Below are 25,806 nucleotides of genomic sequence, written 5' to 3'. Positions count from 1 at the left end.
CATCGACTGCCATTTTGCCTGTGGCAGTCTGCATCTATGAGCGCAAAAAAAGATATCAACGAACTCCTGCGCCTGCTGCTGAACGTGGTCCGTACGGGAACTGTCACCGAAGTGGATACGCAAAACTGGCTTTGCCGGGTTCAGACAGGCGAACTGGAAACCAACTGGATCCCCTGGCTGACTACACGTGCCGGGGGCGCTGTTACATGGTGGGCACCGTCTGTAGATGAACAGGTCTTGCTGCTGTCCGTGGGGGGTGATCTCTCTGCGGCTTTTGTGCTGCCTGCGATTTACTCCAATGACCGCCCGCCGCAATCCACTGACGAAAAAGCCATGGTGACGGACTTCCCGGACGGCGCGCGATTCGAATACAGCCCGGCAACCGGGACGCTTCATATCTCAGGGGTTAAGAAGACCATTTATGACTCTGAGAGCATCGAGATGAACACCGATGAATTTACCCTTAACGCAGGCAAAACAGTGATTAAAGGGCCGGTTGAACAGAGCGGTGGCGCTATGTCCTCCAACGGGGTTGTCGTGGATGGCCATAGCCACGGCGGTATTCAGAAAGGCAGCGACTGGACTAAGGGGACCCAATGAGTTCGCGATACATCGGCATGAACCAACAAAACGGTAGCCGCATTACCGATCTGGACCACGTGCGGCAATCGGTGCGGGACATTCTCATTACGCCGGTCGGTAGCCGGGTTGCCCGTCGTGAATATGGCTCATTGATACCGGAGCTGATTGATCAGCCGCAGAACGGCGTCACCCGGCTGCGTGTGATGGCTGCGATTTATGGGGCGCTGTCGCGCTGGGAGCCGCGCATTCGGCTGAACACCATCAACATTACGGGCGCAATAAACGGCTCGATGGTGGTGGAGCTTACCGGGTACCGCGCAGACGGCGGACCTGTTGATTTGTCCGTAGAACTGGGAGCCTGAGAATGCCGATAGTCGATTTATCGCAACTGCCACCGCCGGAAATCGTGGATGTTCCGGATTTTGAAAGCCTCTATGCGCAGCGTAAGGCGAATTTTATTGCGCTCTACCCTGCGGACGAACAGGCGGCAATTACCCGCACGCTGGAGCTGGAATCAGATCCGATAGTGAAGCTCCTGCAGGAGAGTACCTATCGTGAAATTCTGTTCAGGCAGCGCATCAACGAGGCAGCGCAGGCCGTAATGGTTGCCTATGCCCTCGGCAGTGATCTTGACCAGTTGGCAGCTATCAATAACGTACAGCGACTTACGATCACCCCTGAGGACCTGACGGTAGTGCCGCCGGTTGAGGCGGTGAAGGAGTCAGATGCTGACTTACGCCAGCGCATCCCGGCGGCGATGGAGGGGCTGAGCGTTGCAGGACCGTCGGCGGCCTATGAATTTCACGCGCGCAGTGCTGATGGACGGGTGGCTGATGCTTCGGCTGTCAGCCCATCACCGGCAAATGTCACCGTCACAGTGCTTTCCCGAGAAGCAGATGGAACGGCGGCAGCGGACCTGCTCGCCGTGGTGACTGCCGCGCTCAACGATGAAAGCGTGCGCCCGGTGGCTGACCGCGTAACGGTGCAGTCCGCAACCATCGTGAATTACACCATTGATGCAAAGCTCTATCTCTACCCGGGTCCGGAAGCGGAGCCCATCAAAGCGGCGGCCATTGAGCGGCTGAAATCCTACATTAAAGCCCAGGCGCGTCTGGGTCGTGATATCCGCAAATCCGCCATTTACGGTGCGCTCCATGTGGAGGGGGTTCAGCGCGTCGAGCTGACGGCGCCTGCTGCTGATGTTGTTCTGGATAAATCCAAAGCGGCTTACTGCACAGCCTCAACCGTAACCATCGGGGGAACGGATGAATAGCCTGCTCCCACCGGGATCGTCTGCCCTTGAGCGCCGCCTGGCGCAGGCCTGCAGTGATATCAGCAATCTTGATGTGCCGCTGCGTGACCTGTGGAACCCGTGGAAATGCCCTGCGAAGTTTCTGCCTTATCTGGCCTGGGCGTTTTCGGTTGATCGCTGGGATGAAGCCTGGGCAGAGAACGTCAAGCGCAAGGCCGTCAGTGACGCCTTTTTCATTCACCGCCGTAAAGGAACGCTTGCCGCTATTCGCAGCGCGGTTGGCCCGCTCGGACGAATCATCGGTATTACAGAATGGTGGGAAAACAACGCCACGCCCGGCACGTTCGAGCTGGACATTGGGGTGCCGGAAAGTGGCATGACACCCAACATGAACACCGAAATGGACAGACTCATCAGTGACGCCAGGCCCGTCAGTCGTCACTGCTCAATCAACATCGTGCAGGAAGTACCGGGTTATCTGTACACCGGCGGGATCATTTATGACGGCGACATTATTACGGTTTATCCAGGGTAACTATCATGGCGAAATTTAAAACTATTATCACCACAGCAGGTGCCGCAAAAATCGCGGCGGTTCTGGCTGGCACCGCCAGCATTGTTCTGGACAATACTGCGAAAATGGCCGTGGGTGATGGCGGCGGCACGCTACCTACACCGAACCCTGCTCAGACAAAGCTGGTCAGTGAGGTTCATCGCGCGCCGATTAACCGGGCGAGCATTGATGCCAGCGATCCAAAAAATATCGTTGCCGAGCTGGTTATCCCTCCGGATGCAGGCGGTTTCTGGGTGCGAGAAATGGCACTCTATGATGCGGCCGGCACACTTCTTGCCGTCGGTAACATGGCTGAAACCTATAAGCCGTCATTAAGCGAAGGTGCCGGGCGAAAGATGGTAATTCGCATGGTGATTGCGGTCAGTGAAGTTAACGCGATCACCATCACCATGGATACGTCCACTGTGATGGCCACCCAGGATTACGTTGATAGTGAAATCGACAAGCACGCAAAATCCCGCAACCATCCGGACGCCACGCTGACCGCGAAAGGTTTTACGCAGCTCAGCAGTTCCACAACCAGCACCTCTGAAACGCTTGCCGCCACTCCAAAAGCGGTGAAAACCGTCATGGATGCAACCAATCTTAAAGCGCCTCTTGCAAGCCCGGCGCTGACCGGAAAACCGACTGCACCAACAGCCGCGCAGACAGCAAGTGATACACAAATTGCCACCACTGCTTTTGTAAAAGCGGCAATTGACGCGCTGATTAACTCCTCGCCTGGCGCACTGGATACGCTGGGCGAACTGGCGGCCGCCCTCGGAAATGATCCGAATTTTGCGACTACCATGGTCAACGCTCTGGCTGCCAAAGCGCCGCTTGCCAGTCCGACGCTCACCGGCACGCCAACGGCACCGACAGCAGCTCAGACGGTAAGCAATACGCAAATTGCCACCACTGCTTTCGTAAAAGCGGCTATCGCCGCGCTGGTTAACTCCTCCCCTGGCGCTCTCGATACGCTGAGCGAACTGGCTGCAGCCCTCGGAAACGATCCGAACTTTGCGACTACCATGGTCAATGCCCTGGCAGCCAAAGCGCCGCTTGCCAGCCCCGCTCTGACCGGAAAGCCGACTGCACCAACGGCAGTGCAAACGTCAAACGATACGCAGCTCGCAACTACGGAGTTTGTCACCCGCGCGGTAGCACCTGCGTTAATGATGCGGGGAGCCCTGCCCGCAAGCGCCAATCTCAACAATTACGGTCCGGTGCCGGATTTCATCGGTATCTGGTCGCGCTCAACCAATACCAACACAACAGCTGCGTATAACTTCCCAGAGGATAACGGTCAGGGCATTCTTGAAGTTATCCCAGGCGGGCTGCAGGGATGTGCGCAGAGATATACTACCGGAAACGGAAACATTTATATCCGACCACTTACTGCAGCATGGAACGGGACAGATGGCCCCTGGTCTGGCTGGCAACCAGCAGGCAAAAAACCACTGAATGATTTGGGGCTGGGGCTTGTTATTCCAGGCAGCTCAGCACAATTCGACTGGCAGCAGTATGATTTTGTAACCGGTCAGGTTATTGCTGCATCAGCAACCAACTGGATAAATTTCCCCCGGAGTTGGCTGATGTTGTAGCAGATAATATTGGTAATTATCTGAATGTCCTGGCTGTGAGTGGAACAACGGTAATTCTGGAAATTCAGGCATCCACGGCGTCAGTAGCAAAGCAAAAAGCCTACTGGGTTCGGATGACTGGCAATAAAGGCTCCAGAACCTTCAATGTGAGATCTTATTTCACAACCTCAACAATTGTCCCGCTTGCCAACGGCGGTACGGGCGCAACCACTCCAGAAGGTGGGCGCAAGTCATTAGGCTTTGAGGCGATGGGTCTTGGGCTTAACGCCATTCAGACGCTTTCGGCGTTTGACTGGCAGCAGGCAGATTTACTGTCAGGCGCTATTTATTTAGTTAGTTCAACGAACGTTACAAATATGCCTGTAGGCTTATCTTTTGCCGCTAATACAGGTTTATACATTCGCATTGTCGGAGCCTCGTCAAACGGCACCAGAAACAGCGTTGAAGTCATCCCCGACACTACATCTAACGGTAATTATAAGGCATATGAGGTTCTGTCGGTCGGGGCTAAAGGTTCGCGAGTATTTTACTCTAAGCAACGCTTTACCAACACTGACACCATCCCGTTCGCCAATGGAGGAACGGGCGGAAAGACACTGGATGAGGCCCGTGGAAACCTGGGCGTCAACCGTCTCGTTCAGGGGGCCGTTGATACCTACATTACTTCCCAGAGCGATAATTACCGGCTATTCGTTAACGACCAGGGCGGATGGGGGGTGTTGAATAATATTGGCACCCCACAACCGTTGGCATTAAATCAGGGTGGTACAGGGGCAACTGATGCGCCAAAAGCCAGGGTTAGTCTGGGGCTGGGTGATTCCGCTACGCGCAACGTTGGCAGCGCTGCAAACACCGTCGCTGCGGGTAATGACAGCCGGATCGTGAATGCTGTCCAGAAAGCTGAGTTCACCTCTGGCCCTGGCTGGATGAAGTTCCCTGATGGAACGATTATCCAGACAGGGGTATCACAGGCCGGATATCTCGGATATCCCTCTGATATTACCTACCCCATTCCCTTTACTGTCGGAGGGCCGGCAATCGTTGCCAATTTTGACAGTGCGGTAGCAAATGCAAATGACTGCCCGGCGTTTGCCACTACTCCACTGACAAATTCTTCGTTCCGATTGATGAGTTCCCGCGGCAATACCGGAACGCTCCCATATGCCCGATGGATAGCCATAGGTAAGTAAAATGACATATTTATACGATGCTTTGACCAACGCATTTTATCCTTTCGCATTGCAGGAGGACTATGAGGCAGTCGGAATGTGGCCCGAAACAGGCATAGAGATTGACGAAGAAACCTTCGCATCCTTCCAGAACCCGGCACCCGGAAAAATGAGGGCTGCAGGTGAAGATGGTCATCCGGTGTGGGTGGATATTCCACCCCTGACCCATGAACAACAGGTTCATATTGCTGAGACTGATAAGCAAAGCAGAATCACGCAGGCCAATAGTTTTATTAATAGCAAACAGTGGCCGGGAAAAGCAGCGCTGGGGCGGCTTAAAGGTGATGACCTGACACAGTACAATCTCTGGCTGGATTACCTTGATGAGCTGGAAGCGGTGGACCCATCCACCTATCCAGAAATTAACTGGCCTGAACAGCCCGCAGCTTTGCGTTAAATGACAAGGCCGCTTATGCGGCCTTGATTGTATGATAACCAGGACAATGGCAGGCAAGTGAAGATGCCAGAAAATGCCAGCACCATGTAGCGGAAACCTCATGAGGAGAACCGCTACATGGCTCAGGACTATCACCACGGTGTCCGCGTCACCGAGATTAACGAAGGTACGCGCACGATCCGCACTATCTCAACCGGCATTATCGGCATGGTCTGCACTGGCGATGATGCTGATTCCGAGATTTTCCCGTTAAATAAACCCGCACTGATCACCAACATCAATTCGGCAATCGCGAAAGCGGGCAATTCAGGAACGCTGAAAAAAGCGCTTACCGCAATTGCTGACCAGACCAGCCCGGTTGTCGTCGTCGTTCGTGTGGAAGAAGGCGATGACGCCGCTACAACTACCAGCAATGTGATCGGCTCAGCCGTTTCTGGTTCTGCCACCCCCGCAACACCCGCCACGCTGACGGGTGCCGCGCTGACTGCCGCTGAGCTGGCGTTTGATAAGTTCAAGGCAGTGAAAAGCGGTATTCTGAAAATTAACGTAGATGGAACAGTCCAGGCCTTTGTTGATGTGGATCTTTCAGCCATTCCTGCAGGTACCGACGCCGCAAATATGGCCGCAGTCGCCGCCGCGATTTCAGCAAAACTGACAGGCGTTACCCTGGCATGGAACGGCAGTAACTTCGTGCTGACATCATCTTCAACGGGCATTGCGTCAATGCTCGGTGTGGCTATGAAAGTAGATGTCGTGACTGACACCGGCCCACTGCTTGGATTGGATGCAGCGCACTCCCCTGTCGCAGTTGCCGGGGTTGCCGTTAACGGTTCTAACCCTGCCACTTCTGGTACCTTAACCAGCCCGGCTCTGACCTCCGCTGAAAAGAATATCGACAAGTTTAATGCTGTCACCAATGGCACGTTGAAAATCACGGTGGATGGCGCCCTGAAAACTATCACCGGGCTAGATTTCTCCGCTGCCGCTGATTTATCAGCAGTCGCCGCAGCAGTTACCGCCAAACTGACCGGAGCAACAGTGGCCTGGAGTCAGTCCACCGGGAAATTCACCGTTACGTCTGTCAGTACCGGGGTGAACTCCGCGATCGGTGCGGCGCAGGCTGTAGTGAGCCAGACCGATCTCGGGCCGCTTCTGGGGATGGATACGGCGCACAAACCTGCGTTGCAGAACGGAACAGCGGCAACAGCTGCAGTCACCTCGCCTACTGGCTTTAAAGCTCTGCTCACTGCTGCGCAAAAACTCGGTGTTAAACCGCGCATTCTCGGCGCACCGGGTCTGGACACTCAGGCTGTGGCCGCAGAGGTGATCGCCACCGCGAAAAAGCTGAGCGGCTTCGCGTATATCAGCGCCTGGAACTGCGCCAACATCGTTGAGGCGATGAACTATCGCGATAACTTCGGCGACCGCGAAGCCATGCTGATCTGGCCTGACTTCATCAGCTGGGATACCAACCTGAACGCAGACGCGATCACCTGGGCAACCGCCCGCGCACTGGGCCTGCGTGCCCTGGTTGATGACCAGGTGGGCTGGCACGAATGCCTGTCTAACAAAACTGTGCAGGGCGTCACCGGCATTTCAAAGGACGTGTTCTGGGATCTGCAGGACCCGAACACTGACGCCGGGCTGTTAAACGGTAAGGACATCACCACGCTGATCCGCCGTGACGGGTTCCGCTTCTGGGGCGTGCGCACGCTCAGTGCTGACCCGCTTTTCCAGTTCGAGTGTTACACCCGAACCGCGCAGGTGCTGATGGACACCATGGCGGAAGCTCACTTCTGGGCGATGGATAAGGCGCTGACTCCTTCCCTGGCACGCGACATCGTGGAAGGCATCCGCGCGAAACTCCGCGAAATGACCAGTCAGGGTTACTTGCTGGGTGGTGATGCGTGGATCAGTGATGACCTGAACAGCAAGGACACGCTGAAAGCCGGGAAACTGTATATCGATTACGACTATACGCCGGTACCGCCACTGGAGAACCTGATGCTGCGCCAGCGTATCACCGACTCCTATCTGATGGACTTTACCAGCCAGGCTAACGGCTAAGGGGACTAAATGGCACTGCCACGCAAGGTTAAATACCTGAACATGTTCAACGACGGGGACAACTACGTGGGGATCGTTGAATCCCTTACGTTCCCGAAGTTGACGGAGAAGTTTGAAAAATATCGCGGCGGCGGCATGCCGGGTGCCGTGGATATCAGCCTGGGCCTGGACGATGGCGCACTGGATACCGAATTCACGCTCGGCGGTACCGAAGCGCAGCTGTTTAAGCAGATGGGTACCCCAAATGTTGACGGCATCATGCTGCGCTTTGCGGAGTCTATCCAGCGTGATGACACCGGCGAAGTGCAGGCCGTAGAACTGGTGGTTCGTGGGCGTCACAAGGAAATTGACTCCGGTGAGCATAAGCAGGGCGACAGCTCCACCACGAAGGTGTCCAGCACCAACAGCTATGCAAAGCTGACCATCAACGGCGAGGTACTCTATGAGGTTGACCTCGTGCATATGGTCTGGATTGTCGATGGCAAGGATTTGCTGGAAGAACACCGCCGCGCTATCGGCCTCTGATTTAATGGCGCGGGGATCCGCGCCGATTTTATAGATTAAGGAACAGCAATGAAAGACGAACAACTGAACGAAAACGAAGCCCCACGCACCGAAGCAACGATCACCCTGGATGCTCCCGTACTGCGTGGCGCCACAAAGATTGAAACCGTCGTGGTGCGTAAGCCGAACTCCGGCGCACTGCGCGGTACCCGCCTGCAGGCGCTGATGGATATGGATGTCGAATCCATGATGACCGTGCTGCCGCGTGTGACCACTCCGGCCCTTACCCGTGCAGAGGTCATGCTGATGGAGCCGGGCGATCTACTGCAGCTGTCGATTGAGGTCGTGGGTTTTTTGCTGCCGAAGTCGGCTATGTCGGGTTTCCAGCAGAGCTGACCGTTGATGACCTGGTGGCGGATATCGCCACCGTATTTCACTGGACGCCAGCCGCCACCGCTGACATGTCGCTGACAGAGCTGCTGGAATGGCGGCATAAAGCGATAATGCGCAGCGGAGCTACCAACGATGAATGACCGTAACCTGCGCCTGCAGGTGATAATGAGCGCAGTTGATAAGCTCACCCGCCCGTTTAAACAAGCGCGAGCCAGCACCCAGGAGCTGGCCAGCGCTGTCAAAAAATCCCGAGACGCCCTCAAACAAATCGACCAGACCAGCGGCAAGCTGGACGGATTCCGTAAACTCCAGGCAGAAAACCAGAAGCTGGGCGACCGGCTGAACTACTCGCGTCAGCGTATGGCCTTGCTCAGTGCAGAACTGGGACAGATGGGGCCGCCTACCCAGCGACAGATCGTCGCACTCGAAAAACAGCGCCTGGCTGTTCAGCGCCTGGAAGAACGGCAGGGCCGCCTGCAATCCCAGACCGCCCGCGTCCGGGCTGAGCTCTACCGCGCCGGTATATCCGCAACGGATGGGGCCAGCGCCACCGCGCGCATTACCCGCGAGACCGAAAAGTACAACCGTCAACTTGTAGAGCAGGAAGCCAGGCTGAAACGAGCTGCTGAGCAGCAGCGCAGAATGAGCGCCGCCAAAGAGCAGTATGGAAAGACGCTGGAGATCCGTGATCGGGTAGCGGGTGCTGGCGCGGCGATGACTGCCGCCGGGGTGGGTGCCGGTGCGCCGGTCGTCTCTGCCGTGAAAGATTACGCTGGCTTTGAAGATGCCATGAAAGGTGTCGCCAAGCAGGTAAACGGCCTGCGGGATGATAACGGCAACCGTACCGCCCGATTCTATGAGATGCAGCAGGCCATCAAGAATGCTTCCGAGCAACTGCCTATGCAGAACGGCGCGGTGGATTACGCCGCCCTGGTTGAAGGTGGCGCGCGAATGGGGATCGGTGCCGATGCGAAGTCATGGGACGAGCAGAAACAGCAGTTGCTGAACTTCGCTTCTGTTTCTGCAAAGGCGGCCACCGCATTTGAACTTCCGGCAGACGAACTGGCGGAAAACCTCGGCAAAATTGCTCAGCTGTATAAAGTGCCGATTAACAACATCGAACAGCTCGGTGATGTCATCAACTACCTGGACGATAACGCCATGTCCAAGGGGGCTGACATTATCAACGTCCTGCAACGCATGGGCGATACCGCCGATAAGCTGGACTACAAAAAAGCCGCGGCGCTGGGTTCGACATTCCTGACGCTCGGCTCTGCTCCAGATGTTGCAGCAACTGCCGCAAAAGCCATGGTACGAGAACTCTCTGTTGCATCGATACAGAGTAATCGCTTTATGGATGGCTTGGACAGGCTGAAGCTAAATCCAATGAAACTTCAGAAAGCGATGGTGACTGATTCAATGGGCACCATCATGAAAGTCTTGGAGCAAGCAAACAAATTGCCGAAATACGAACAAACATCACTATTAACACAGTTATTTGGTGATGAGTTCGGTGATGATGCCGCTAAATTAGCAAATAACCTGCCGGAGCTGCGGCGCCAGCTTGAGCTTACTCAAGGAGTCGCAGCCAAGGGGTCGATGCAAAAAGAGTCAGACATTAATAAAGACTCCCTGTCAGCACAATGGATGCTGCTTAAAGCTGGAACGCAGAACGTCATGAGCGGGCTGGGCGAAACTCTTCGCGCGCCGCTACTGGATATCATGTACCGGATTCAGGATGTCATGGGGCTATCCGTCGCTGGGTTGAACGAAATCCGGTGCTGACAGGCACGATCATGAAATTGGTTGCGGGTATGGCGGCGCTGTCGGTCATGCTGGGGACGTTGTTGATCGGCTTCGCTGCGGTCATTGGGCCAATAGCTGCCGTTCGATTTGGTCTGACCATGCTGGGTGTAAAAACCCTTCCCTCTGTGGCTGCTTCGGTATCACGCACAGGCAGCGCGCTGTCATGGCTGGCCACTGCGCCACTCTCGTTATTACGCCGTGGTCTGGCGTCATCAGGCAGTGGTGCCGCATTGCTGACTTCTCCGCTTAATTCCCTGCGTCGTTCAGCTGGGCTGGCAGGCAATGCGTTTAGATCCATAGCAGGCGTGCCGCTGGCCATGTTCCGCTCAGGCATATCTGGCATGCGCAACATTATCGGGGCGGTGATGAATCCGATGGCGCTGCTGCGGGGCGGGTTATCCGCTGCCGGAAGCGTAATGCGATTTCTGGTATCAGGGCCGCTCGCATTACTCCGCACGGCGCTCTACGGGGTTTCCGTTCTGCTTGGTGCGCTTCTCAGTCCTGTTGGTTTGGTTGTAACGGCGCTGGCCTCAGTCGCCCTGGTGTTCTGGAAATACTGGCAGCCGATCACTGCGTTTCTGGGTGGCGTCGTTGCCGGGTTCCAGGCGGCGGCCGCGCCGATAGCATCGGCATTTGAACCGTTGCGCCCGGTGTTCGACTGGATCAGTAATACGATTAAATCGCTGTTCGGCTGGTTCTCCGATTTACTAACTCCGGTGAAATCGACAAAAGAAGAGCTGGCCAGCGCCGCCGAAATGGGTAAACGCTTCGGGCAGGCTCTGGCTGACGGGCTTGCGATGGTGATGAGCCCACTGGATACGCTGAAATCTGGCGTGTCCTGGTTACTGGAAAAGCTGGGATTAGTCAGTGAGAAAGCGGCCGCCGCAAAACTACCCGAAGAAGTTGCCAAAAACGCACCAACCGTGACGAAACAGGGGGTGCAGTTAACGCCGGGTGGGTTCCCGATGATGTATGGTGGTTACGCAGGTTATCCGGGGTTTGCAGGGTTCCATGACAATGGCGGGTATATCCCTCGCGGTCAGTTTGGGGTCGTTGGAGAAAATGGCCCAGAAATTGTTAACGGCCCGGCGAATATCACCAGCCGCCGACAAACCGCTGCATTGGCAGCTGCGACAGGAATGCTTCTGGGGTCGCTGGCAACTCCAGTAACCGCCAGACCGATGCACCCGCTGAGCCTTCCGGCTGATTCTTATCAGAGAGCAGACGCCTCACCAGTTACGACGGTTTCCCGCACATTCGCACCATCATCGGCCCACTACGAAATTCACGTTCATCAGGCACCAGGGCAAAGCGCGCAGGATACGGTTGCCGAAGTGATACGACAACTTGATGCGCGAGAACGCCAGGCTTCGTCGCGCCAGCGCAGCAGTTTTTACGATCAGGGGGGTATCGACTAATGATGATGACGTTAGGGATGTTTGTTTTCACGCTGAAAACAGTCCCATACCAGGAGCTTCAATATCAAAAAGCATGGCGTCATGCTTCGAACAACCGGGTGGGCAAGCGCCCCACCCTCCAGTTCGTTGGGCCTGACACGGACACCTTAACGTTGTCGGGTGTTCTGATGCCAGCCATTACCGGGGGAAATCTTTCCCTGCTGGCGTTGGAAACAATGGCCGAAACCGGGAAAGGATGGCCGCTTATAGAGGGCAGCGGAACCATCTACGGGATGTTTGTCATCAGTGAACTTAACAGAACGAAAAGCGAGTTCTTCAGCGATGGAGCGCCGAGAAAAATTGAGTTCACTATCACCCTGAAACGTGTGGATGAGTCTCTTTCTGAAATGCTGGGCGACCTGTCGGGACAACTGGTACAGCTGAAAGACACGGCCATCAAAGCTGCCGGAGGGATCCTGTAGTGATAGATACCGGATTTGTCACAGGTAAAGCGGTCATCCCGGCATTTAGGGTGACTATCGAGGGAAAGGATGTCACTGCGACACTGGCAGAACGCCTGATCTCACTGACCCACACGGACAATCGCGGGTTTGAGGCCGACCAGGTGGATCTGGAACTGGATGATGCCGACGGTATGCTGCAACTGCCTCGCCGCGGCGCGGTGATTTCGCTGGCTATTGGCTGGAAAGACCAGCCGCTGGTTGTGAAAGGCAAATTCACCGTTGATGAAATTGAGCATGCCGGCACGCCGGACAGACTGACAATTCGTGCGCGTAGCGCCGATTTCAGGGAGACGCTGAATATCAAACGCGAACGGTCCTGGCATGACACGACGGTTGGGGCCGTGGTTCAGGAAATTGCCGCCAGGCATAAACTTGAACACGCTATTGGTCAGGATATGCTTTCGCAAAAAATCGGGCATGAAGACCAAACCAACGAATCTGACGGCTCCTTCCTGATGCGGCTGGCGAAGCAGTTCGGGGCAATAGCGTCTGTCAAAAATGGCTTGCTGCTGTTTATAAGGCAGGGTCAGGGAAAAACCGCCAGTGGGAAAGCGCTGCCAGCCATGACAATTACCCGCGCAACGGGCGATCAGCACCGGTTCAGCCTGGCTGATCGTGGTGCTTATACAGGCGTATCGGCAAGCTGGTTAAATCTGCGGGAGCCCAAGAAAAAAGAAGTGGTTAAGGTTCGCCGCCGACACAAAAAGACCACGGCTAAACCAACAAAAGCCCCGGATCCAAAGCAGGGAGAATACCTGGTTGGGTCTGATGAAAACGTCTTGGTGCTGAGCCGGACCTATGCGAACAAGGCAAACGCTGAGCGTGCGGCGAAATCCCACTGGGAGAGGATACAACGCGGCGCGGCCACCTTTTCAATTCAGCTGGCAATGGGACGGGAGGAGTTATTCCCGGAACTGCCGGTTAAGGTGAGTGGGTTTAAACAGCAGATTGATGATGCGGATTGGATCATCACCACCGTGACCAATACCATCAACGATAGCGGCTTCACCACCGCGCTGGAACTTGAGGTGAAAATTGACGACTTTGAGGCTGAATAGTTTAAAATTTTCGCATTCGAGGTTATCATAACTTGAAAAATTAAGATGGAGAGCCTGTTATGATGAATTGCCCGCTGTGTGGACATGCAGCCCACACCCGCAGTAGCTTTCAGGTTTCAGAGAAGACGAAGGAACGCTACAACCAGTGCCAGAATCTTGAGTGCGGGCACACGTTCGTAACGCACGAGTCATTTGTCCGATCCATTACCATTCCGCAACGGCAATGCGCAGCTCCACCCCACCCCACCGGCGGCGGGCAAACCCATATGAGTTTCTGAAAAGCACCCGCCAATGCGGGTGCTTTTTTATGCCTGGTGGTCACTGTCCATATTTATCGTGGGCAATTCATGGACACTGGCAATAAAAAAGGGGTTAGCATTACGCTAACCCCTTGTTTTCTAACACGCTTTGGATGCCGCGTTATTGCGAATCTTAGTTCAGACGCCCTTTAGTGCTCGAACACTACCGGGCGTTGCTTGAAACCTGAATCCATGTGGTAGGTACCATGTGGTGATAAACTAACCGAAATGGTACCTACCATGCAAGAGAAAAAGAAGCCAAATTTTGACCGCAAGAAAAGCACGATGAAGAACATCCGGTTCGAGGACGAGCTTTTGGAACAGATTGAGAAAGCTGCGGGGAAAGGGAATTTTAGTACTTGGGTGAAAGAGGCGTGTAGAATAAGATTAAATAGCAACTATAAGAATGGCTAAGTTATTTAATAAATAAAATCTAAAAAAAATTATACTTTTATAAAAATTAGGCTGATCAGAGACTTTATCAGCCTAATAAGAATATTAATTAAGCCACCCGTCCTTTATTTTATCAATAAAGGCTATTATAGTAGTAAGCGCTGTTGCTATTTTAGCTGTATTTTCAACAGTGGTTGTACCTGATTCAATTGCCGATTGTGTTTTCTTCAAGAAACCATCAGTTTGGGTAACCGCTCTTTTAGCATCAAGTGTTGTATTAGCTTGCATTGCATCTTCAATTGACTTTACAAGTTCACTTATTTCTGCAGACTTATCATCAAGTAATAAAGAAAGTTCATTAAGTTGTTTCTTGATCTGTTCAAGGTCTTTTTCTGTTGCCATTGACTCAGATCTTGCAGAGTAAGAATCACATTCACAGACATTTTTCTTACAGACAGGGCACCCATCTAGGTAATAGTCTTTAAACGCATCACCTAAACTTCTTTTTTGACATTTAATTCCCCAAGCGGAGAAAAACCAAGCTGCAACATCTGCGATTTCTTCGGCCAAATTAGATACGTTCCCACTATTTTTTATAACTGCTGAGTATGCCTCTTGCGTTTCTCCCAACTCTTCAAAAATTCTTGAGAAATGGTAAAAGCTGCCAAATATTTTCCAGACTGCTCCATTTGAAGGATATATGTCATTAATATTTATGACTGCTTTATCTATAGCTCTTCTGCTTAATGTATTGTTATTTTGAAGAGAAAGGAATTTCTCATTTAACTCATGCCTTGCTGCGTATGCTGCTAAATTACCAGCTGGTTGTTTATGTGTTTGAACACATTCGCATGGGGATTTAAGGCAGTAAGGACAGGAGTCAGGAAATTTTTTGTAAAAAGCTTCATTTAAGTTTATGTCAAATTTTGAAGCTAATGTGAATAACCATGATAAACTTTGGATGAAACTTTTTTCATACTCTCCTTCTCTAAGGATGGCTCGAGAAAGGAAAGAAACTTTTCTTACAAGAAACGAGTAAATATAATCTGGGTTTTTATTTATATTAGATTCACCATACATTTCTTCTAAAAAATCTGATAATCGTTTATTGTGTGCAGCTTAGTAATTTCCATTTATTTTGCTCTTTAATAGAAAAAAGAAAGAATTTTTATACTACACATACTATTCTAATATTGCCTATAAAATTTATGTTTTTATGAACATGATCTTGTTTACACAAGATAATTTTGAAAATTTTAAAAGATAAAGGCTAAAATAATGAAAGAAAAACAAATTTTGGCGGAGATCACAGGAATCGCATTTGATAGATAATTATATTGAATTTATTGATTATTTTTCTATTCGATTTTCTGACATGCCCCCAATTATGCCCCCACATGTTTTTCCTTAATGATCAGCTGGCTGATTTATGAGCGTTTCAAGCCAAGGGTGAACTGTGCCCGATGAACATCCAAAGGTGTTAGCCAGGGTTCTTGATCCTGCCAGGAGAAACCCTTCTGGTCAATGCGCACAAGCTCGAATCGTTCTACAAGGAAATTAACAGCATCAGTAAGATTCACTCCCGCCTCTATATGTTCCAGAATCGCCGTATCGTTACTGAACGGTGTGTCGTTGATCGTGAGGCCGTAATGATGCTCTAAAAGATACGTTAATAGTTTTTGCCAAATCTGGACAGGAGATAGGCGTGACGAAACCGTCACCGTTGCCGGTACAGTTGGAATATGCATGAGTTGAGTCCCTGATAAAAGAAGAGGAAGGTATTACCTGGTTAGAGCTGACCAGGGATATATGGCGATGTAAACGTAGCCATGAGAGCCGAGAGTGTCAGCTTCACAAGTAAGTCCGTTGTGATGCCGTGTGACGCAGTGCTGGCTGCTGGGATCAAGCTCGCCAGTGGTCAGCATCTGCTCAAGCTGTTTCATCATCAGTGGAAATGCCTGGTCCAGACGCAAAGCTTCTTCGTCACTGAATGAGCCATTAAATCCTGCCCGGTCAGCCAGAAAGTATAAGCGGTTGCCTTCCTGTACCAGGCGAGCGCCGAAGCATGGCGTGATATTACGTTTTAATCCCCACTGAAAGCAGGATGCGTTCTCCGCCGATGTGCCGGATAAGGTGGTCGACTGCATTAATATATTCCTTAATGACTGAGTGGGTTGATTAGTTCACTGTCACGCTGCGAAGAATGGCGTACGGGCCTGCCCGGTCCTGACGACGTTCAATAAAAACAGCGAGTACGCCGCTGATATCCTGAACTTCACGTCCGTAGTAATGGCAGACACTGCCATGCCACTGGTAGTGACCTGTACAGAAGGCAGATAGCCTGGATTCGGGATGCTGACGATAAATATGCATCGCCTGACGCTTACTGATGATTTTCATTCTGCACCTCATAACAAGCCACATTCAGCAAAAGACACCACTTCGTTCCCGACCACAAGATGATCCAACACACGCACTTCCACCAGAGCCAAGGCTTTAGCAATTCGCAGAGTGACATGTTTATCCTGCTGGCTGATTTCTGTCGTGCCGGACGGGTGGTTATGCGCCAAAATGACCGCAGCGGCGTTATGTTTCAGGGCTGATTTAACCACTTCGCGGGGATGCACTTCGGTATGGCTGAGCGTGCCGGTAAACAGTGTTTCTCGCTCCAGCAGGCAATGTTGATTGTCGAGATACATTACGATGAAAACTTCCCGCTCCAGGTGAGCCATTTGCAGTTGCAGCCAGGTTTTTGTGAGGCTGGTTGAGGTAAATGACTCACTCGGTTGACGCTGGTATTTCTCCAGCAGACGTAATGCTCGCTGGATGACTCGCTGCTCGTTTGCAGGAAATATCGGGGACAAATTGATCGTAGGCATGACAACTCCTCAGAAGAAAAAGCCCTTCCGAATCTTCGGAAAGGCGTTAAGGGAAAATGGTGGAATGGTCATGAAGCAAGCTGCAGCATATTCTCAGCCATCACCCAGAGGGCACGGTTGAGCTTCACATCACCGTCAATACCTTTCACTGCTCGGGTATGGGCGCGCTTTCCTTTGGTTGTTCTCCCCGATAGCCCGCCTTTAATCAGATTTTCCTGAATGCGCTGATAAGTGGTCCACAGGTCGTTACTCTCATCCTGCCAGCGGCGTGGGGAAAGTATCTGCGACTCTGTCACCGGTTGGTGCTCCTCACCGAAGCGATATGTCAGCGCCGCTTTCGCCATCACCTGCTGAGCGGGCGGCGGTAACAAAAGCGACTGCATGGCATCGCGTTTCTCTTCTACGCGGTCAAATATTCCCAATACTTCGTAGGCCCCTTCGATGACTTTCTCTACTACATTGCCTTTATGCGGCACGCGCACTTCGCCAAAACTCTCACCGCAAATCAGCCCATTTTGGCAAACTGCTCTGAATAACCCCGGTAGCATCTGATATGAGCTGGAGCCGTCGTGGCTATTCAGTAGAATAATTTCGGGAACCTGTTTGCCAGTAATCTGGCCTTCACGACGCAGGCGCAGCATGTGCTTCGTATGCTCTCGTTTGCTCTGGTCGCGGACTCTGGTCTGGCAGGCGAAGAATGGCTGGAAGCCTTCGCGTTGCAAGTTATCGAGAAGGGTAATTGTCGGGATGTAGGTATAGCGATCACTCCGGGATTCATGCTTTTCTTCGCTGAAGACACTGGGCACATAATGGGCCAGTTCGTCGCGAGTTAACGGGCGGTCACGACGAACAAGGTTGACTGCACCAAAGCGGCTGGCTAAACGGGTCATGGCTGGCTCCTTTAAAATGGGTATAAAAAAGGCCATCCCTGAGGATGGCCTGGATTGAAAGTGGGGATTATTTAAGGTGAAATCTGCGATGCAGCCTTTTCTGAATCTGACTGGGGCAACGCAGATAGTTCGGCAGGACTGAGCTTATCTGCACGGTAAAGTTGTAATTTCTTCAGAATTGGAGCTTTTTGTGACTGCAGGTAGCTCAAACACCATTCCCGCTTCAGTACAATCCTGACTGGGGCAGGCAAAAGCTCATATGCTTTGCTGAAAACAACTTCAACAAAAGCATCATCATTAAGCTTATCTTCAGCGATATTTAACAAACCATTAATTACAATATTCTCCAGTAATAGCCTGTATTTATCAGATCCATTTATCGAAGATTTGACCGTGTTTTCCGGTAGGAGCTCACTTAATGATGCATCCAGATTTTCTGCAGGTGTTTTCTCGCGTGAAAAACTCAGCCTTTCTTTAAGGCTACGGAGTTTCCCTGTTCCATTTTCGACCATAGTCTTTTTATCCTTTGAACTTCCGCCTCCTGCCATCAGGCAAGTGCAGCGAGTTTTTTTATTGCCTTTATCAGGCTAAAGGTGGTCAAACCTGCACCCAGAGCTTTTACCGTGATCGAATGGCTTCGCATCAACGTTATCCCTGTTACGCACAGGACAAGTTGCCACGTACAGTCGGGCCATGGGGATTCATGATCTGGCTGGTTTGTAATCAATTCGCTTTGGCTGTGCATGGAAAATACCTCTACTTATAGCCATTAGGGAGCCATTGGCCCTGTTTGCGGATATCAGTAATAATGCCCCCCTGCTTGACAGAAATGGTGCGCCAGCCCGGTTCTTTACTGGATGCATTCCCATAGGTGTACCCGATAGTCATTGTCATCTTTTCGCCTGAAGTAGTGATGAGATCAGCTTCATATGTGGCTTCGGTATTTTGTTTACGAATAAAACGTACGGCGTTAATTGCAGAACAACGAATACTGCTTTTTGCATATTCAAAGGAATTGTTAGCCATCTGACATCCGTCGTTTTTAATTTCATCCGTCAGGTTTGTTGAAGCATTGAAGTTCTTAGGCGCAGGTGTAAATTTAGCCATATCGTTCCGCATAGTCGGTGGGTCTGTCTGAAAGACGAGGTAAACTGGACAATCTGATTTACCTACTTCACACGCCTTTGCCACGTAATCACGTACCGGCCACCCGGCATTGCCAAAATATTCTGCACCACTTTCATCTTTGCATTGTGACCAAGTAGCTTTTTTACCCATCATAACGCCATCTACCAACACACAGGTGACGGCCTTTACAGGCTTACCATCCCAGCGGACTGCCTCAAAGGGCTGAATGCCCGTATGGTTCACATCAAGCGTGTAGGCCTGTGGATTCTTGGCTAGTCGCTCATTCGCCTGTTTTAATTGGTTGCTTCCTTCTTGGGTCAGGAAAAAGGTATAGCGTTCGGGATGTATATCTCCGTGAACTGTCAATGCAGAAGAGATAGATGGGATAAGCAGAACTGCTGAGCTGAACGATAAAGCTATTAATTTATGCATCATATTTCCTTTTTGATTATTAGTGATGAATACAGTCCTGCCAGGTAAAATCACCCAGCGCTTCATTCAGCCCTTTAGTACTGAATTTTTTAGAAATTGCTGTATTCGAAGAGGTGATTTTTATTACACCGTTATTTCCTGCAGATTTGAGTGCTGTAAAAGCCGTTTCATCTAGAGAATAGTTTGTACCGTTAATACTGATACCAGGCTCAGCAAGGCCTGTGAGGGAAGAAACGCGGTAGTCCTCTGCAGGTACGCTATAAGCTAGAGCTAACGTTCCGCCTGTACAGGTCAAAGTGAGCACTTCGCCTGCAGAATTCTGAGAGTTAATTTCAAACTCCATAACACTGATATTGCCAAACCAGTGGTGCCATTGCTGTTCCTGAATGACTGCATGTGCAGAGGTTGAGAACAATGCTGCACTGAAAAGCAAGGCTGAGGGAGACTTCAGCATAGTTGCTCCTTACTGTGTGTTTTATAAATGAAAAATGGCCTTTTGCTGTACAAAAGGCCATCTGATCGTATGCATTTGAGAGGGGATGTGATAATCGTTAATACAGATCGGTTTTAAGAAATTGATCGTTATTTTCTATGATTAAAACGATCGATATATGCTTATCAATAGTTTTAGCCTATCGTTAATTTTATATCGATCGGCACTACAGATCAGTGTGTTGAGTCACATCAGCATACTTAGCTGCTGTGCCTCATTAAGGTTATATAGGTTTGAAAAATAATAGAATGCTGACAAATAAAATATTCTTACTTGATGTTTTTCTTCTCTTTTATTTTACTCGCTGTTTTAGCAATTGCATCAAGTCCGTCACTCGCCATGCTTATAAGCTGGTACGGTAAAGTACTTTTCAGGGATGAGGATTGCAAATATTTAATTACTGTCCCAGGGGGATTTATACCTTTTTGGTTGCTTCCTGAATGAGTTGGCTTCATAACTTCAATATTCTCATCTTTATTATTTTGATATGCTTCTCTTGGTTCCAAAACGACCTCTGTATTATGCGCAATGTGCAGAGGCTGCGATAAACCAGTATTGAATTCACGAGTACTTCTCTCAGACGAGAAATCCTTATAACTTTCCGGCTTTGAGACCGTAGGCATAGGTGTTGCTACAACTTCTTTGTTGTCAGTTCCACAGCGTCTTGATGATTTATTCTTTTTAGAAGCAGCTGAAAGCCTATACTTATGCAGTTCCCATGCTTTTTTGAACCGCTGAATAAATAAATCATCTTTTACAAATTTAAAAATATATGAAAATTTTACAGCCATGTATTTCTCATAAGCACCTGAGGGTCTTAATGCAGAAAGTATGATACTGTCAGTTGCAGATGGAGCATTTAAGTAATCCGAATACGTGCCATCCGGATTTTTTCTTTTACCACGCATTTTGCTCCTGTCTTTTTGTATGTATTCCCAAGCCCACTCACATTTCTTCTTCTCTTTTGGAGAGAGTGGAAAATTAGCACTTAAATAATAAAGATCGTTCCATTGTTTTCGAATACGATGCATCAGGTTGAGTTTATGTCTCAGAGTTGTGGGGGCACGGTCAAAAAAATCCTCAATTGCAACTATTCTTTCTTTATTATCCACAGGATAGGGATTTATCAGTAACCTTTTATACAAAAAGTCATGCCCGACATAAATGTAATCGGCATTTCTTATCTTTCCTACAATCTCAGGAATAAGTTGTAACTCACCGTTTAAATCATGAACCATAGTTTTTATATACAGCCATGAGAAATAGCAGGCATCAGGAGATTTCTTTATCCACGAAAACTCAGAAGAGGGTAACTGAAGCGATTTAAAGAAGTTAAATGATGCGGAGTAAATCCCCTTAACAGCTTTGTCCTTTATCAGTAACAGGGCTTGATTAATAGCACCTGATGCGATTTCAACATTATTTCCAAATATATCATCTTCACTATAAGTACTCTTTACTGATGCCAGCGTGTTAATAAGAATTGCAATATCCCTAGCTGAGAGATACCAAAGAAAAAGCCTGAGATCTCTTTTGTTCTTTATATTGACATAGTGTAGTGAGTTTCCCACAAATACATTCCTGTAAAAATACTAAATTTTAGATTCCGGCTATTGTACGAGCAGTGTTGAATGTAGTCAAAAAAGTAGAAAAATAATAGATAAAAATGTAGTGTTGAAACAACGCAAAACCAGTGCTGCAGCTGGCGTTAACCAGGTATTTCACTGCTGAAAACCACCATCAAATCACACCAGTATGCACTATCAAAGTGGAACTCAATGGATAGTGTACAGAATGTTGGTTTGACTGCAGGTTATAGACCAGATGCATCAATTAAAAATATTGTCGTATATGCAGAGAAAAATACGGACAGGAAAATGTAAAACCATACATATGCGGACTATCACATGAAAGGATGCCGCCCGGTGTCCTCCTGTTACATCTCCGGAGACTTTCATGAGCATGATTGATATTCACAGCGATAAATTCGTAAATATGCGTTTTATTACGGAACTGACCGGTCAGTCTGACAAGTGGTTTTACAAAATGGCACAGGAGGGGAAGTTTCCGAAACCTGTTAAATTTGGCCGTAGTTCTCGCTGGATTGAACGTGAGGTTAAAGCATGGCTGGAAGAGCGAATTAAAGAATCCAGAGCGTAAAAATCGATGGTAGCCATTATAAAAAATGGTCACTAACTTTACACCATACTTTTATACGTTAATTACAGGCAGCTTAAGGCGTTAATGCTTATTTCATCGCCGCTTCTTATTTTATTGTATCTTGAACTTATTAATTTTATTTTATTGTTATTAAATTAATTATTCCCTAGCTAACACTCTAAAAGATACAAATGCAATTAATGGTCGATGATAAGAGACTAGCTGCAAACTGCCTTATACCCATACAAGCTGATATAACCGAGAATATACAAGCATGAACTTACCAGAAGAGTATTTATTATCGCATGTGGAATATCATGACGATGGTGTGCAATCGTATTCAATCATTTCTGATGACAATATGCTCAGAGATAAAGCAGAACAGTTAGATAAACATCTTAAAGTTTTGGGTAAAGGGAAGTCATTACCCTTTACTGTTTCGTATGACCGTAAAGGTTACAAACCTCATACAAGCGCTTCATTACTCCGCGATGCTATTTGCTGTCTGGAAAGGTTACAGAAAGACTATCTACGGACTAGGTTAGTCAATCCGCGTATAGCAGCTTTCCAGCGTTTATTAAATAATGCTGATTTGTGCGCACGGATACATGAAGGGAAAATAGTCGGAGTAGATCAAATAACGACTGCGGAAAGCCTGAATAAACTTATTCTGGATTATCGCACAGCTATCAGTCAGGCCGGATTTAAGAAGGAATATCTTAAATATAAACGGGCATCGATAAAAAACTTGAAAGGGGTGTTGAATTATCTTCGTCATATGCAGTCTCGTTATTCCCGGTTGTTAATATTGAGAGTAGATTTATCCTGGAATGATGAACATAAGTCTGACGTTACTGCGGACATAGCCCGCCAGTGCCGCCAGCATTTATTCCGCAATATGAAAAAGAACCCACTGTTCCGTAATGTACTAGGAACCGTTTGGAAACTAGAGTACGCACCTGCCCGTAAGTTTCATTACCACATGCTGTTTTTAGTTAATGGTCACAAGGCACGTCAGGATGTCAACCTAGCCCGGGCATTCGGTGAGTACTGGAAAAAACACATCACCGAAAGTAAAGGGCATTACTACAACTGTAACGCCCACAAAGACGATTATGAAGACTGTGGTTTAGGTAAGCTTGAACGAGGGAACTCATCAATGGAAAAAGGTCTGCTTAAAGCGGTGAGCTATATGACCAAGATTGATGCCTGTGCCCGTCTGGTCTTACCGGGAAATGCCCGAACATTTGGTCGAGGTGAAATCAAGGCACTGAAAACGAAAAATAAACGGCGTAGGTAGTAACGCCCATCTTTTCCTTACTTCTCTTCAACCCTATAAAGCCAGTATTTCACGCTGGCTTTTCTAATCTCAAGGAGCCCATTATGCACAACGTTATTTTTGTCCCTAATGCTGTCACAGGTCACGGTGAGTGGGTAACCCCGCTAACCATTGAACAGGCAGATTACGATTCGCTGTTCTGCCTTAGTTGTAAGTTAAAGCTAGGCGTTCATATTGACCCTTTGACCGGGGTTAGGAGTTTTATTCACTTGCCAGGCAGTATTCATAATGTGATGAAAATGAAAACCTGTGAGCACAGGAGTAAATCAGAAATTTAGAAAACATCGGAGCTCCATCTTGCTTCTCTCCTTAGCTTTATCATCCCTTTGTAGTACAAACTGGCGGTGTTCACTATTGGGGTGGCTCAAAAGAATGCCCTTATGCTCCGATGTCTCTTATTGCACCTCGCAGTTTTTTGCTAGGTGCCAGGATGGGCATTACAAAACTGGTAGTACTTTCAGTCCAGACCAAATCCGAAAGAAGCTATTGAAATCAGGCCCACAGTGCGGATACATTACGCACGTTGTTACTTTGTATCATCAGGATGCCGTTGACTGTGTTTATTCGCCGTGAAGTCATTTCCAGAATCGTGCTTATCATCATGGCTGTTGCCGTGCTGAGCAGTTCGTTTATGGCAAAACCACAGGCTGCATACAGCGTTCAGGAAACAACGTCCATCAGTGACCATCAACACGACAGCGATGAACCACTGAATGAGCACGATCCATTGTTGTTTCACTCCCACGGTAGCGTGCATCACCTCAATGCCGATCATTCCCACGATCTGAATAAACTCTTTACTCTGCCTACTCTGCACGCCTGGAATCCGGGCATGCGGGTGATATATGCGTTGAGTTCAGAACAAATACTGCAAATGCCGCAGTCCACCCCCGAACGCCCTCCGAGAATCCTGTCTGCGTAATAACTTCTGTTAATTCGTTATTATTCAACATGTAAGGATTTTTATGTATACCAGCCTTGATACACAGGGCCGGTTGAGCGCTCGCCTGCTTTCAGCTCAGGCGCGTTCGGCTTGTCTGTTTTTCCTGTTGTTACTGCTTTTCTACAGCCAGGGCGCATATGCCCACGGCGTGGCGGAAGGCGATAAAGGGTACATCCAGGAGATCACTGGGATTAACATCATCCCGTTTATCTACCTTGGCGCGAAGCACATGGTGACCGGTTACGATCACCTGCTGTTTCTGTTCGGGGTGATTTTCTTCCTCTACAAAATGCGCGATATCGGGCTGTACGTCAGCCTGTTCGCTATCGGGCACTCGACGACGCTGCTCATCGGCACCTTCTTTGATATCAGCGTCAGTGCTTACCTCATCGACGCCATTATCGGGCTGTCCGTGGTCTATAAGGCGCTTGATAACCTTGGGGCATTCCAGCGCTGGTTTGGCGTTCAGCCCAACACGAAGCTTGCGACGCTCATCTTTGGATTCTTCCACGGTTTTGGTCTGGCAACCAAAATCCAGGAATTCGAAATCTCTCCCGATGGCCTGTTCGTCAACCTGATTGCCTTCAACATTGGCGTTGAAATCGGCCAGTTGCTCGCGCTGAGCGCCATCCTGATCGTCATGAGTTACTGGCGGCAAACGGCGAGCTTTTTCCGACACGCTTATACCGCCAATGTGGTGATGATGAGCGCGGGATTTCTGTTAATGAGTTACCAGCTTTGTGGCTACATTTTAGCCTGAGGGAGACAAAACAATGTACAACACTGATTTACCAACACGCGCAGAATTACCTTCTGCCATCAAACTGATGCAGTCCACTATCCTCGCCGCCATCGTGGCGCTGACGCTGCTGATCACCGTCGTCATGCCTTCGGAATACGGCATTGATCCTACTGGCGTGGGTCGTTTACTGGGGCTTAAGCAGATGGGAGAAATCAAAACGCAGCTTGCCGAAGAGGCTGATGCCGATAATCAGGCCAGCGCTGTTCAGCAAGGACAGCTGGCTGCGCCGGTTAATGAGCGACCGATCCCGGATAATCCTCCGGCAATAACGCAGAACACCTACCCGGAGCTGAGCGTTCCGGCGACCACGCGCGCGCCGGAAGTACCAGCGGCTGGCTCGCAACGTCATCAGATGCTCATCACCCTGAAGCCCAACGAAGCTGCTGAAGTTAAACTGGAAATGCGTAAAGATGCCCGCGTGACCTATCAGTGGACCAGTTCCGGGCCGGTAAACGTGGATGCACACGGCGATCCGGTCAACGCCCCGAAAGGCTTCTACCATGGCTATGGTAAAGCCCGGCAGATCACATCCGGAGACGGCGTTTTACAGGCCGCGTTCGAGGGTAAACATGGCTGGTTCTGGCGAAATCGTGGGTCTGAGACCATCACGATACAGCTTGATACAACCGGCGACTACCTGAACATCAAACGGGTTATCTGATAAATCAGGGGCAGGTTATCC

At 49.9% G+C, this 25,806-nt stretch carries 30 protein-coding genes and 4 pseudogenes; 24 read left to right on the top strand and 10 right to left on the bottom strand.

The window, feature by feature from the left end:
- Positions 1 to 36 precede the first annotated feature (36 nt).
- The 18 genes and pseudogenes from DVA43_RS17395 (at position 37) to DVA43_RS17320 (ending at position 14,079) form a co-directional block, all read left to right on the top strand.
- The gene (locus DVA43_RS17395; protein WP_114316265.1) at positions 37 to 600 is read left to right on the top strand and encodes a phage baseplate assembly protein V; all 564 of its coding nucleotides are present in this window, start codon (positions 37 to 39) and stop codon (positions 598 to 600) included.
- A complete protein-coding gene (locus DVA43_RS17390; RefSeq protein WP_114316264.1) occupies positions 597 to 944 on the top strand; it encodes a GPW/gp25 family protein in 348 nt (115 codons plus the stop codon). The genes DVA43_RS17395 and DVA43_RS17390 overlap by 4 nt, the downstream gene beginning before the upstream one ends.
- 2 nt (positions 945 to 946) lie before the next feature.
- On the top strand, positions 947 to 1,855 hold the full coding sequence (locus DVA43_RS17385; RefSeq protein ID WP_114316263.1) for a baseplate assembly protein: 909 nt from the start codon (positions 947 to 949) through the stop codon (positions 1,853 to 1,855).
- Complete coding sequence (locus tag DVA43_RS17380) at positions 1,848 to 2,369, top strand: phage tail protein I (protein ID WP_114316262.1); 522 nt, start codon at positions 1,848 to 1,850, stop codon at positions 2,367 to 2,369. The genes DVA43_RS17385 and DVA43_RS17380 overlap by 8 nt, the downstream gene beginning before the upstream one ends.
- A 5-nt stretch (positions 2,370 to 2,374) precedes the next feature.
- Positions 2,375 to 3,991, top strand: a complete 1,617-nt coding sequence (locus tag DVA43_RS24910; RefSeq protein WP_210406684.1) for a phage tail protein — start codon at positions 2,375 to 2,377, stop codon at positions 3,989 to 3,991.
- The gene (locus DVA43_RS24905; protein ID WP_210406683.1) at positions 3,976 to 5,181 is read left to right on the top strand and encodes a hypothetical protein; all 1,206 of its coding nucleotides are present in this window, start codon (positions 3,976 to 3,978) and stop codon (positions 5,179 to 5,181) included. Before DVA43_RS24910 ends, DVA43_RS24905 begins: the two co-directional genes overlap by 16 nt.
- A 1-nt stretch (position 5,182) precedes the next feature.
- A complete protein-coding gene (locus DVA43_RS17365; protein ID WP_114316260.1) occupies positions 5,183 to 5,617 on the top strand; it encodes a tail fiber assembly protein in 435 nt (144 codons plus the stop codon).
- Between the two features lie 117 nt (positions 5,618 to 5,734).
- Positions 5,735 to 6,088, top strand: a pseudogene (locus DVA43_RS25155) (phage tail protein); the annotation flags it as partial.
- Positions 6,083 to 6,766, top strand: a pseudogene (locus DVA43_RS25150) (DUF3383 family protein); the annotation flags it as partial. The pseudogenes DVA43_RS25155 and DVA43_RS25150, both read left to right, overlap by 6 nt.
- 75 nt (positions 6,767 to 6,841) lie before the next feature.
- Positions 6,842 to 7,684: pseudogene (locus DVA43_RS25145) on the top strand (phage tail sheath subtilisin-like domain-containing protein); the annotation flags it as partial.
- Positions 7,685 to 7,693: 9 nt separating this feature from the next.
- Positions 7,694 to 8,209 carry a phage major tail tube protein gene (locus DVA43_RS17355; protein ID WP_114316258.1) on the top strand — a complete coding sequence of 172 codons (516 nt, stop codon included), beginning with the start codon at positions 7,694 to 7,696 and terminating at the stop codon, positions 8,207 to 8,209.
- A gap of 48 nt (positions 8,210 to 8,257) precedes the next feature.
- Positions 8,258 to 8,584: a phage tail assembly protein gene (locus DVA43_RS17350; protein WP_114316257.1), complete on the top strand. Its 327-nt coding sequence runs from the start codon at positions 8,258 to 8,260 to the stop codon at positions 8,582 to 8,584.
- A 14-nt stretch (positions 8,585 to 8,598) separates the two neighbouring features.
- A complete protein-coding gene (locus DVA43_RS17345) occupies positions 8,599 to 8,721 on the top strand; it encodes a GpE family phage tail protein (protein WP_234600638.1) in 123 nt (40 codons plus the stop codon).
- Positions 8,714 to 11,805, top strand: a pseudogene (locus DVA43_RS17340) (phage tail tape measure protein). The gene DVA43_RS17345 and the pseudogene DVA43_RS17340 overlap by 8 nt, the downstream one beginning before the upstream one ends.
- Complete coding sequence (locus tag DVA43_RS17335) at positions 11,805 to 12,266, top strand: phage tail protein (RefSeq protein ID WP_114316255.1); 462 nt, start codon at positions 11,805 to 11,807, stop codon at positions 12,264 to 12,266. The pseudogene DVA43_RS17340 and the gene DVA43_RS17335 overlap by 1 nt, the downstream one beginning before the upstream one ends.
- A complete protein-coding gene (locus DVA43_RS17330; RefSeq protein WP_114316254.1) occupies positions 12,266 to 13,366 on the top strand; it encodes a phage late control D family protein in 1,101 nt (366 codons plus the stop codon). Before DVA43_RS17335 ends, DVA43_RS17330 begins: the two co-directional genes overlap by 1 nt.
- 59 nt (positions 13,367 to 13,425) lie before the next feature.
- Positions 13,426 to 13,644 (top strand): ogr/Delta-like zinc finger family protein, encoded by a 219-nt coding sequence (locus DVA43_RS17325; protein WP_114316253.1) that lies wholly within the window; start codon positions 13,426 to 13,428, stop codon positions 13,642 to 13,644.
- 261 nt (positions 13,645 to 13,905) lie between these two features.
- Positions 13,906 to 14,079, top strand: a complete 174-nt coding sequence (locus DVA43_RS17320; RefSeq protein WP_114316252.1) for a YlcI/YnfO family protein — start codon at positions 13,906 to 13,908, stop codon at positions 14,077 to 14,079.
- 84 nt (positions 14,080 to 14,163) lie between these two features.
- Here DVA43_RS17320 and DVA43_RS24570 read toward each other — a convergent pair whose 3' ends face one another.
- From DVA43_RS24570 to DVA43_RS17265, 10 genes are all read right to left on the bottom strand, one after another.
- A complete protein-coding gene (locus DVA43_RS24570; RefSeq protein WP_147271039.1) occupies positions 14,164 to 15,138 on the bottom strand; it encodes a hypothetical protein in 975 nt (324 codons plus the stop codon).
- A 347-nt stretch (positions 15,139 to 15,485) separates the two neighbouring features.
- A complete protein-coding gene (locus DVA43_RS17310; RefSeq protein ID WP_023336519.1) occupies positions 15,486 to 15,806 on the bottom strand; it encodes a TA system toxin CbtA family protein in 321 nt (106 codons plus the stop codon).
- Between the two features lie 33 nt (positions 15,807 to 15,839).
- The gene (locus DVA43_RS17305) at positions 15,840 to 16,205 is read right to left on the bottom strand and encodes a type IV toxin-antitoxin system YeeU family antitoxin (protein ID WP_023336520.1); all 366 of its coding nucleotides are present in this window, start codon (positions 16,203 to 16,205) and stop codon (positions 15,840 to 15,842) included.
- A gap of 31 nt (positions 16,206 to 16,236) precedes the next feature.
- Positions 16,237 to 16,458 (bottom strand): DUF987 domain-containing protein, encoded by a 222-nt coding sequence (locus DVA43_RS17300; protein WP_023336521.1) that lies wholly within the window; start codon positions 16,456 to 16,458, stop codon positions 16,237 to 16,239.
- Positions 16,459 to 16,466: 8 nt separating this feature from the next.
- Positions 16,467 to 16,937 (bottom strand): DNA repair protein RadC, encoded by a 471-nt coding sequence (gene radC / locus DVA43_RS17295; protein ID WP_023336522.1) that lies wholly within the window; start codon positions 16,935 to 16,937, stop codon positions 16,467 to 16,469.
- 68 nt (positions 16,938 to 17,005) lie between these two features.
- Positions 17,006 to 17,827 carry a DUF932 domain-containing protein gene (locus tag DVA43_RS17290; RefSeq protein WP_038859440.1) on the bottom strand — a complete coding sequence of 274 codons (822 nt, stop codon included), beginning with the start codon at positions 17,825 to 17,827 and terminating at the stop codon, positions 17,006 to 17,008.
- Between the two features lie 71 nt (positions 17,828 to 17,898).
- On the bottom strand, positions 17,899 to 18,339 hold the full coding sequence (locus tag DVA43_RS17285; RefSeq protein WP_064540881.1) for a hypothetical protein: 441 nt from the start codon (positions 18,337 to 18,339) through the stop codon (positions 17,899 to 17,901).
- A gap of 244 nt (positions 18,340 to 18,583) precedes the next feature.
- The gene (locus tag DVA43_RS17275; RefSeq protein WP_225385418.1) at positions 18,584 to 19,453 is read right to left on the bottom strand and encodes a hypothetical protein; all 870 of its coding nucleotides are present in this window, start codon (positions 19,451 to 19,453) and stop codon (positions 18,584 to 18,586) included.
- Positions 19,407 to 19,841, bottom strand: a complete 435-nt coding sequence (locus DVA43_RS17270) for a hypothetical protein (protein WP_023336527.1) — start codon at positions 19,839 to 19,841, stop codon at positions 19,407 to 19,409. The genes DVA43_RS17275 and DVA43_RS17270 overlap by 47 nt, the downstream gene beginning before the upstream one ends.
- A 308-nt stretch (positions 19,842 to 20,149) precedes the next feature.
- Positions 20,150 to 21,451, bottom strand: coding sequence for a hypothetical protein (locus DVA43_RS17265; RefSeq protein ID WP_038859443.1), 1,302 nt, complete (start codon positions 21,449 to 21,451; stop codon positions 20,150 to 20,152).
- Positions 21,452 to 21,836: 385 nt separating this feature from the next.
- Between DVA43_RS17265 and DVA43_RS17260 the strand changes: the two genes are divergently transcribed.
- The 6 genes from DVA43_RS17260 (at position 21,837) to DVA43_RS17235 (ending at position 25,785) form a co-directional block, all read left to right on the top strand.
- Positions 21,837 to 22,040 (top strand): AlpA family transcriptional regulator, encoded by a 204-nt coding sequence (locus DVA43_RS17260; protein ID WP_023336529.1) that lies wholly within the window; start codon positions 21,837 to 21,839, stop codon positions 22,038 to 22,040.
- A 274-nt stretch (positions 22,041 to 22,314) separates the two neighbouring features.
- Positions 22,315 to 23,340: an inovirus-type Gp2 protein gene (locus DVA43_RS17255; RefSeq protein WP_064540887.1), complete on the top strand. Its 1,026-nt coding sequence runs from the start codon at positions 22,315 to 22,317 to the stop codon at positions 23,338 to 23,340.
- A gap of 83 nt (positions 23,341 to 23,423) precedes the next feature.
- Positions 23,424 to 23,657: a hypothetical protein gene (locus tag DVA43_RS17250; protein ID WP_023336531.1), complete on the top strand. Its 234-nt coding sequence runs from the start codon at positions 23,424 to 23,426 to the stop codon at positions 23,655 to 23,657.
- Between the two features lie 278 nt (positions 23,658 to 23,935).
- Positions 23,936 to 24,301 (top strand): hypothetical protein, encoded by a 366-nt coding sequence (locus DVA43_RS17245; RefSeq protein ID WP_074398708.1) that lies wholly within the window; start codon positions 23,936 to 23,938, stop codon positions 24,299 to 24,301.
- A gap of 43 nt (positions 24,302 to 24,344) precedes the next feature.
- Positions 24,345 to 25,082, top strand: coding sequence for a HupE/UreJ family protein (locus tag DVA43_RS17240; protein ID WP_038859448.1), 738 nt, complete (start codon positions 24,345 to 24,347; stop codon positions 25,080 to 25,082).
- 13 nt (positions 25,083 to 25,095) lie between these two features.
- Positions 25,096 to 25,785 carry a hypothetical protein gene (locus tag DVA43_RS17235; RefSeq protein WP_023336533.1) on the top strand — a complete coding sequence of 230 codons (690 nt, stop codon included), beginning with the start codon at positions 25,096 to 25,098 and terminating at the stop codon, positions 25,783 to 25,785.
- Positions 25,786 to 25,806: the final 21 nt, after the last annotated feature.

Source organism: Leclercia sp. W6 (assembly GCF_003336345.1).
Lineage (GTDB): Bacteria > Pseudomonadota > Gammaproteobacteria > Enterobacterales > Enterobacteriaceae > Enterobacter.
The sequence above is the reverse complement of the archived record's forward strand: the minus strand, read 5'-3'. Positions and strand labels throughout refer to the sequence as shown.

Excerpts from the sequence above, each read along its gene's own strand:
- DVA43_RS17395 (WP_114316265.1), top strand. The coding sequence starts at position 37 with ATGAGCGCAAAAAAAGATATCAACGAACTCCTGCGCCTGCTGCTGAAC.
- DVA43_RS17390 (WP_114316264.1), top strand. The coding sequence starts at position 597 with ATGAGTTCGCGATACATCGGCATGAACCAACAAAACGGTAGCCGCATT.
- DVA43_RS17385 (WP_114316263.1), top strand. The coding sequence starts at position 947 with ATGCCGATAGTCGATTTATCGCAACTGCCACCGCCGGAAATCGTGGAT.
- DVA43_RS17380 (WP_114316262.1), top strand. The coding sequence starts at position 1,848 with ATGAATAGCCTGCTCCCACCGGGATCGTCTGCCCTTGAGCGCCGCCTG.
- DVA43_RS24910 (WP_210406684.1), top strand. The coding sequence starts at position 2,375 with ATGGCGAAATTTAAAACTATTATCACCACAGCAGGTGCCGCAAAAATC.
- DVA43_RS17365 (WP_114316260.1), top strand. The coding sequence starts at position 5,183 with ATGACATATTTATACGATGCTTTGACCAACGCATTTTATCCTTTCGCA.
- DVA43_RS17355 (WP_114316258.1), top strand. The coding sequence starts at position 7,694 with ATGGCACTGCCACGCAAGGTTAAATACCTGAACATGTTCAACGACGGG.
- DVA43_RS17350 (WP_114316257.1), top strand. The coding sequence starts at position 8,258 with ATGAAAGACGAACAACTGAACGAAAACGAAGCCCCACGCACCGAAGCA.
- DVA43_RS17335 (WP_114316255.1), top strand. The coding sequence starts at position 11,805 with ATGATGATGACGTTAGGGATGTTTGTTTTCACGCTGAAAACAGTCCCA.
- DVA43_RS17325 (WP_114316253.1), top strand. The coding sequence starts at position 13,426 with ATGATGAATTGCCCGCTGTGTGGACATGCAGCCCACACCCGCAGTAGC.
- DVA43_RS17320 (WP_114316252.1), top strand. The coding sequence starts at position 13,906 with ATGCAAGAGAAAAAGAAGCCAAATTTTGACCGCAAGAAAAGCACGATG.
- DVA43_RS24570 (WP_147271039.1), bottom strand. The coding sequence starts at position 15,138 with ATGTATGGTGAATCTAATATAAATAAAAACCCAGATTATATTTACTCG.
- DVA43_RS17310 (WP_023336519.1), bottom strand. The coding sequence starts at position 15,806 with ATGCATATTCCAACTGTACCGGCAACGGTGACGGTTTCGTCACGCCTA.
- DVA43_RS17305 (WP_023336520.1), bottom strand. The coding sequence starts at position 16,205 with ATGCAGTCGACCACCTTATCCGGCACATCGGCGGAGAACGCATCCTGC.
- DVA43_RS17300 (WP_023336521.1), bottom strand. The coding sequence starts at position 16,458 with ATGAAAATCATCAGTAAGCGTCAGGCGATGCATATTTATCGTCAGCAT.
- radC (WP_023336522.1), bottom strand. The coding sequence starts at position 16,937 with ATGCCTACGATCAATTTGTCCCCGATATTTCCTGCAAACGAGCAGCGA.
- DVA43_RS17290 (WP_038859440.1), bottom strand. The coding sequence starts at position 17,827 with ATGACCCGTTTAGCCAGCCGCTTTGGTGCAGTCAACCTTGTTCGTCGT.
- DVA43_RS17285 (WP_064540881.1), bottom strand. The coding sequence starts at position 18,339 with ATGGTCGAAAATGGAACAGGGAAACTCCGTAGCCTTAAAGAAAGGCTG.
- DVA43_RS17275 (WP_225385418.1), bottom strand. The coding sequence starts at position 19,453 with ATGAAGCGCTGGGTGATTTTACCTGGCAGGACTGTATTCATCACTAAT.
- DVA43_RS17270 (WP_023336527.1), bottom strand. The coding sequence starts at position 19,841 with ATGCTGAAGTCTCCCTCAGCCTTGCTTTTCAGTGCAGCATTGTTCTCA.
- DVA43_RS17260 (WP_023336529.1), top strand. The coding sequence starts at position 21,837 with ATGAGCATGATTGATATTCACAGCGATAAATTCGTAAATATGCGTTTT.
- DVA43_RS17255 (WP_064540887.1), top strand. The coding sequence starts at position 22,315 with ATGAACTTACCAGAAGAGTATTTATTATCGCATGTGGAATATCATGAC.
- DVA43_RS17250 (WP_023336531.1), top strand. The coding sequence starts at position 23,424 with ATGCACAACGTTATTTTTGTCCCTAATGCTGTCACAGGTCACGGTGAG.
- DVA43_RS17240 (WP_038859448.1), top strand. The coding sequence starts at position 24,345 with ATGTATACCAGCCTTGATACACAGGGCCGGTTGAGCGCTCGCCTGCTT.
- DVA43_RS17235 (WP_023336533.1), top strand. The coding sequence starts at position 25,096 with ATGTACAACACTGATTTACCAACACGCGCAGAATTACCTTCTGCCATC.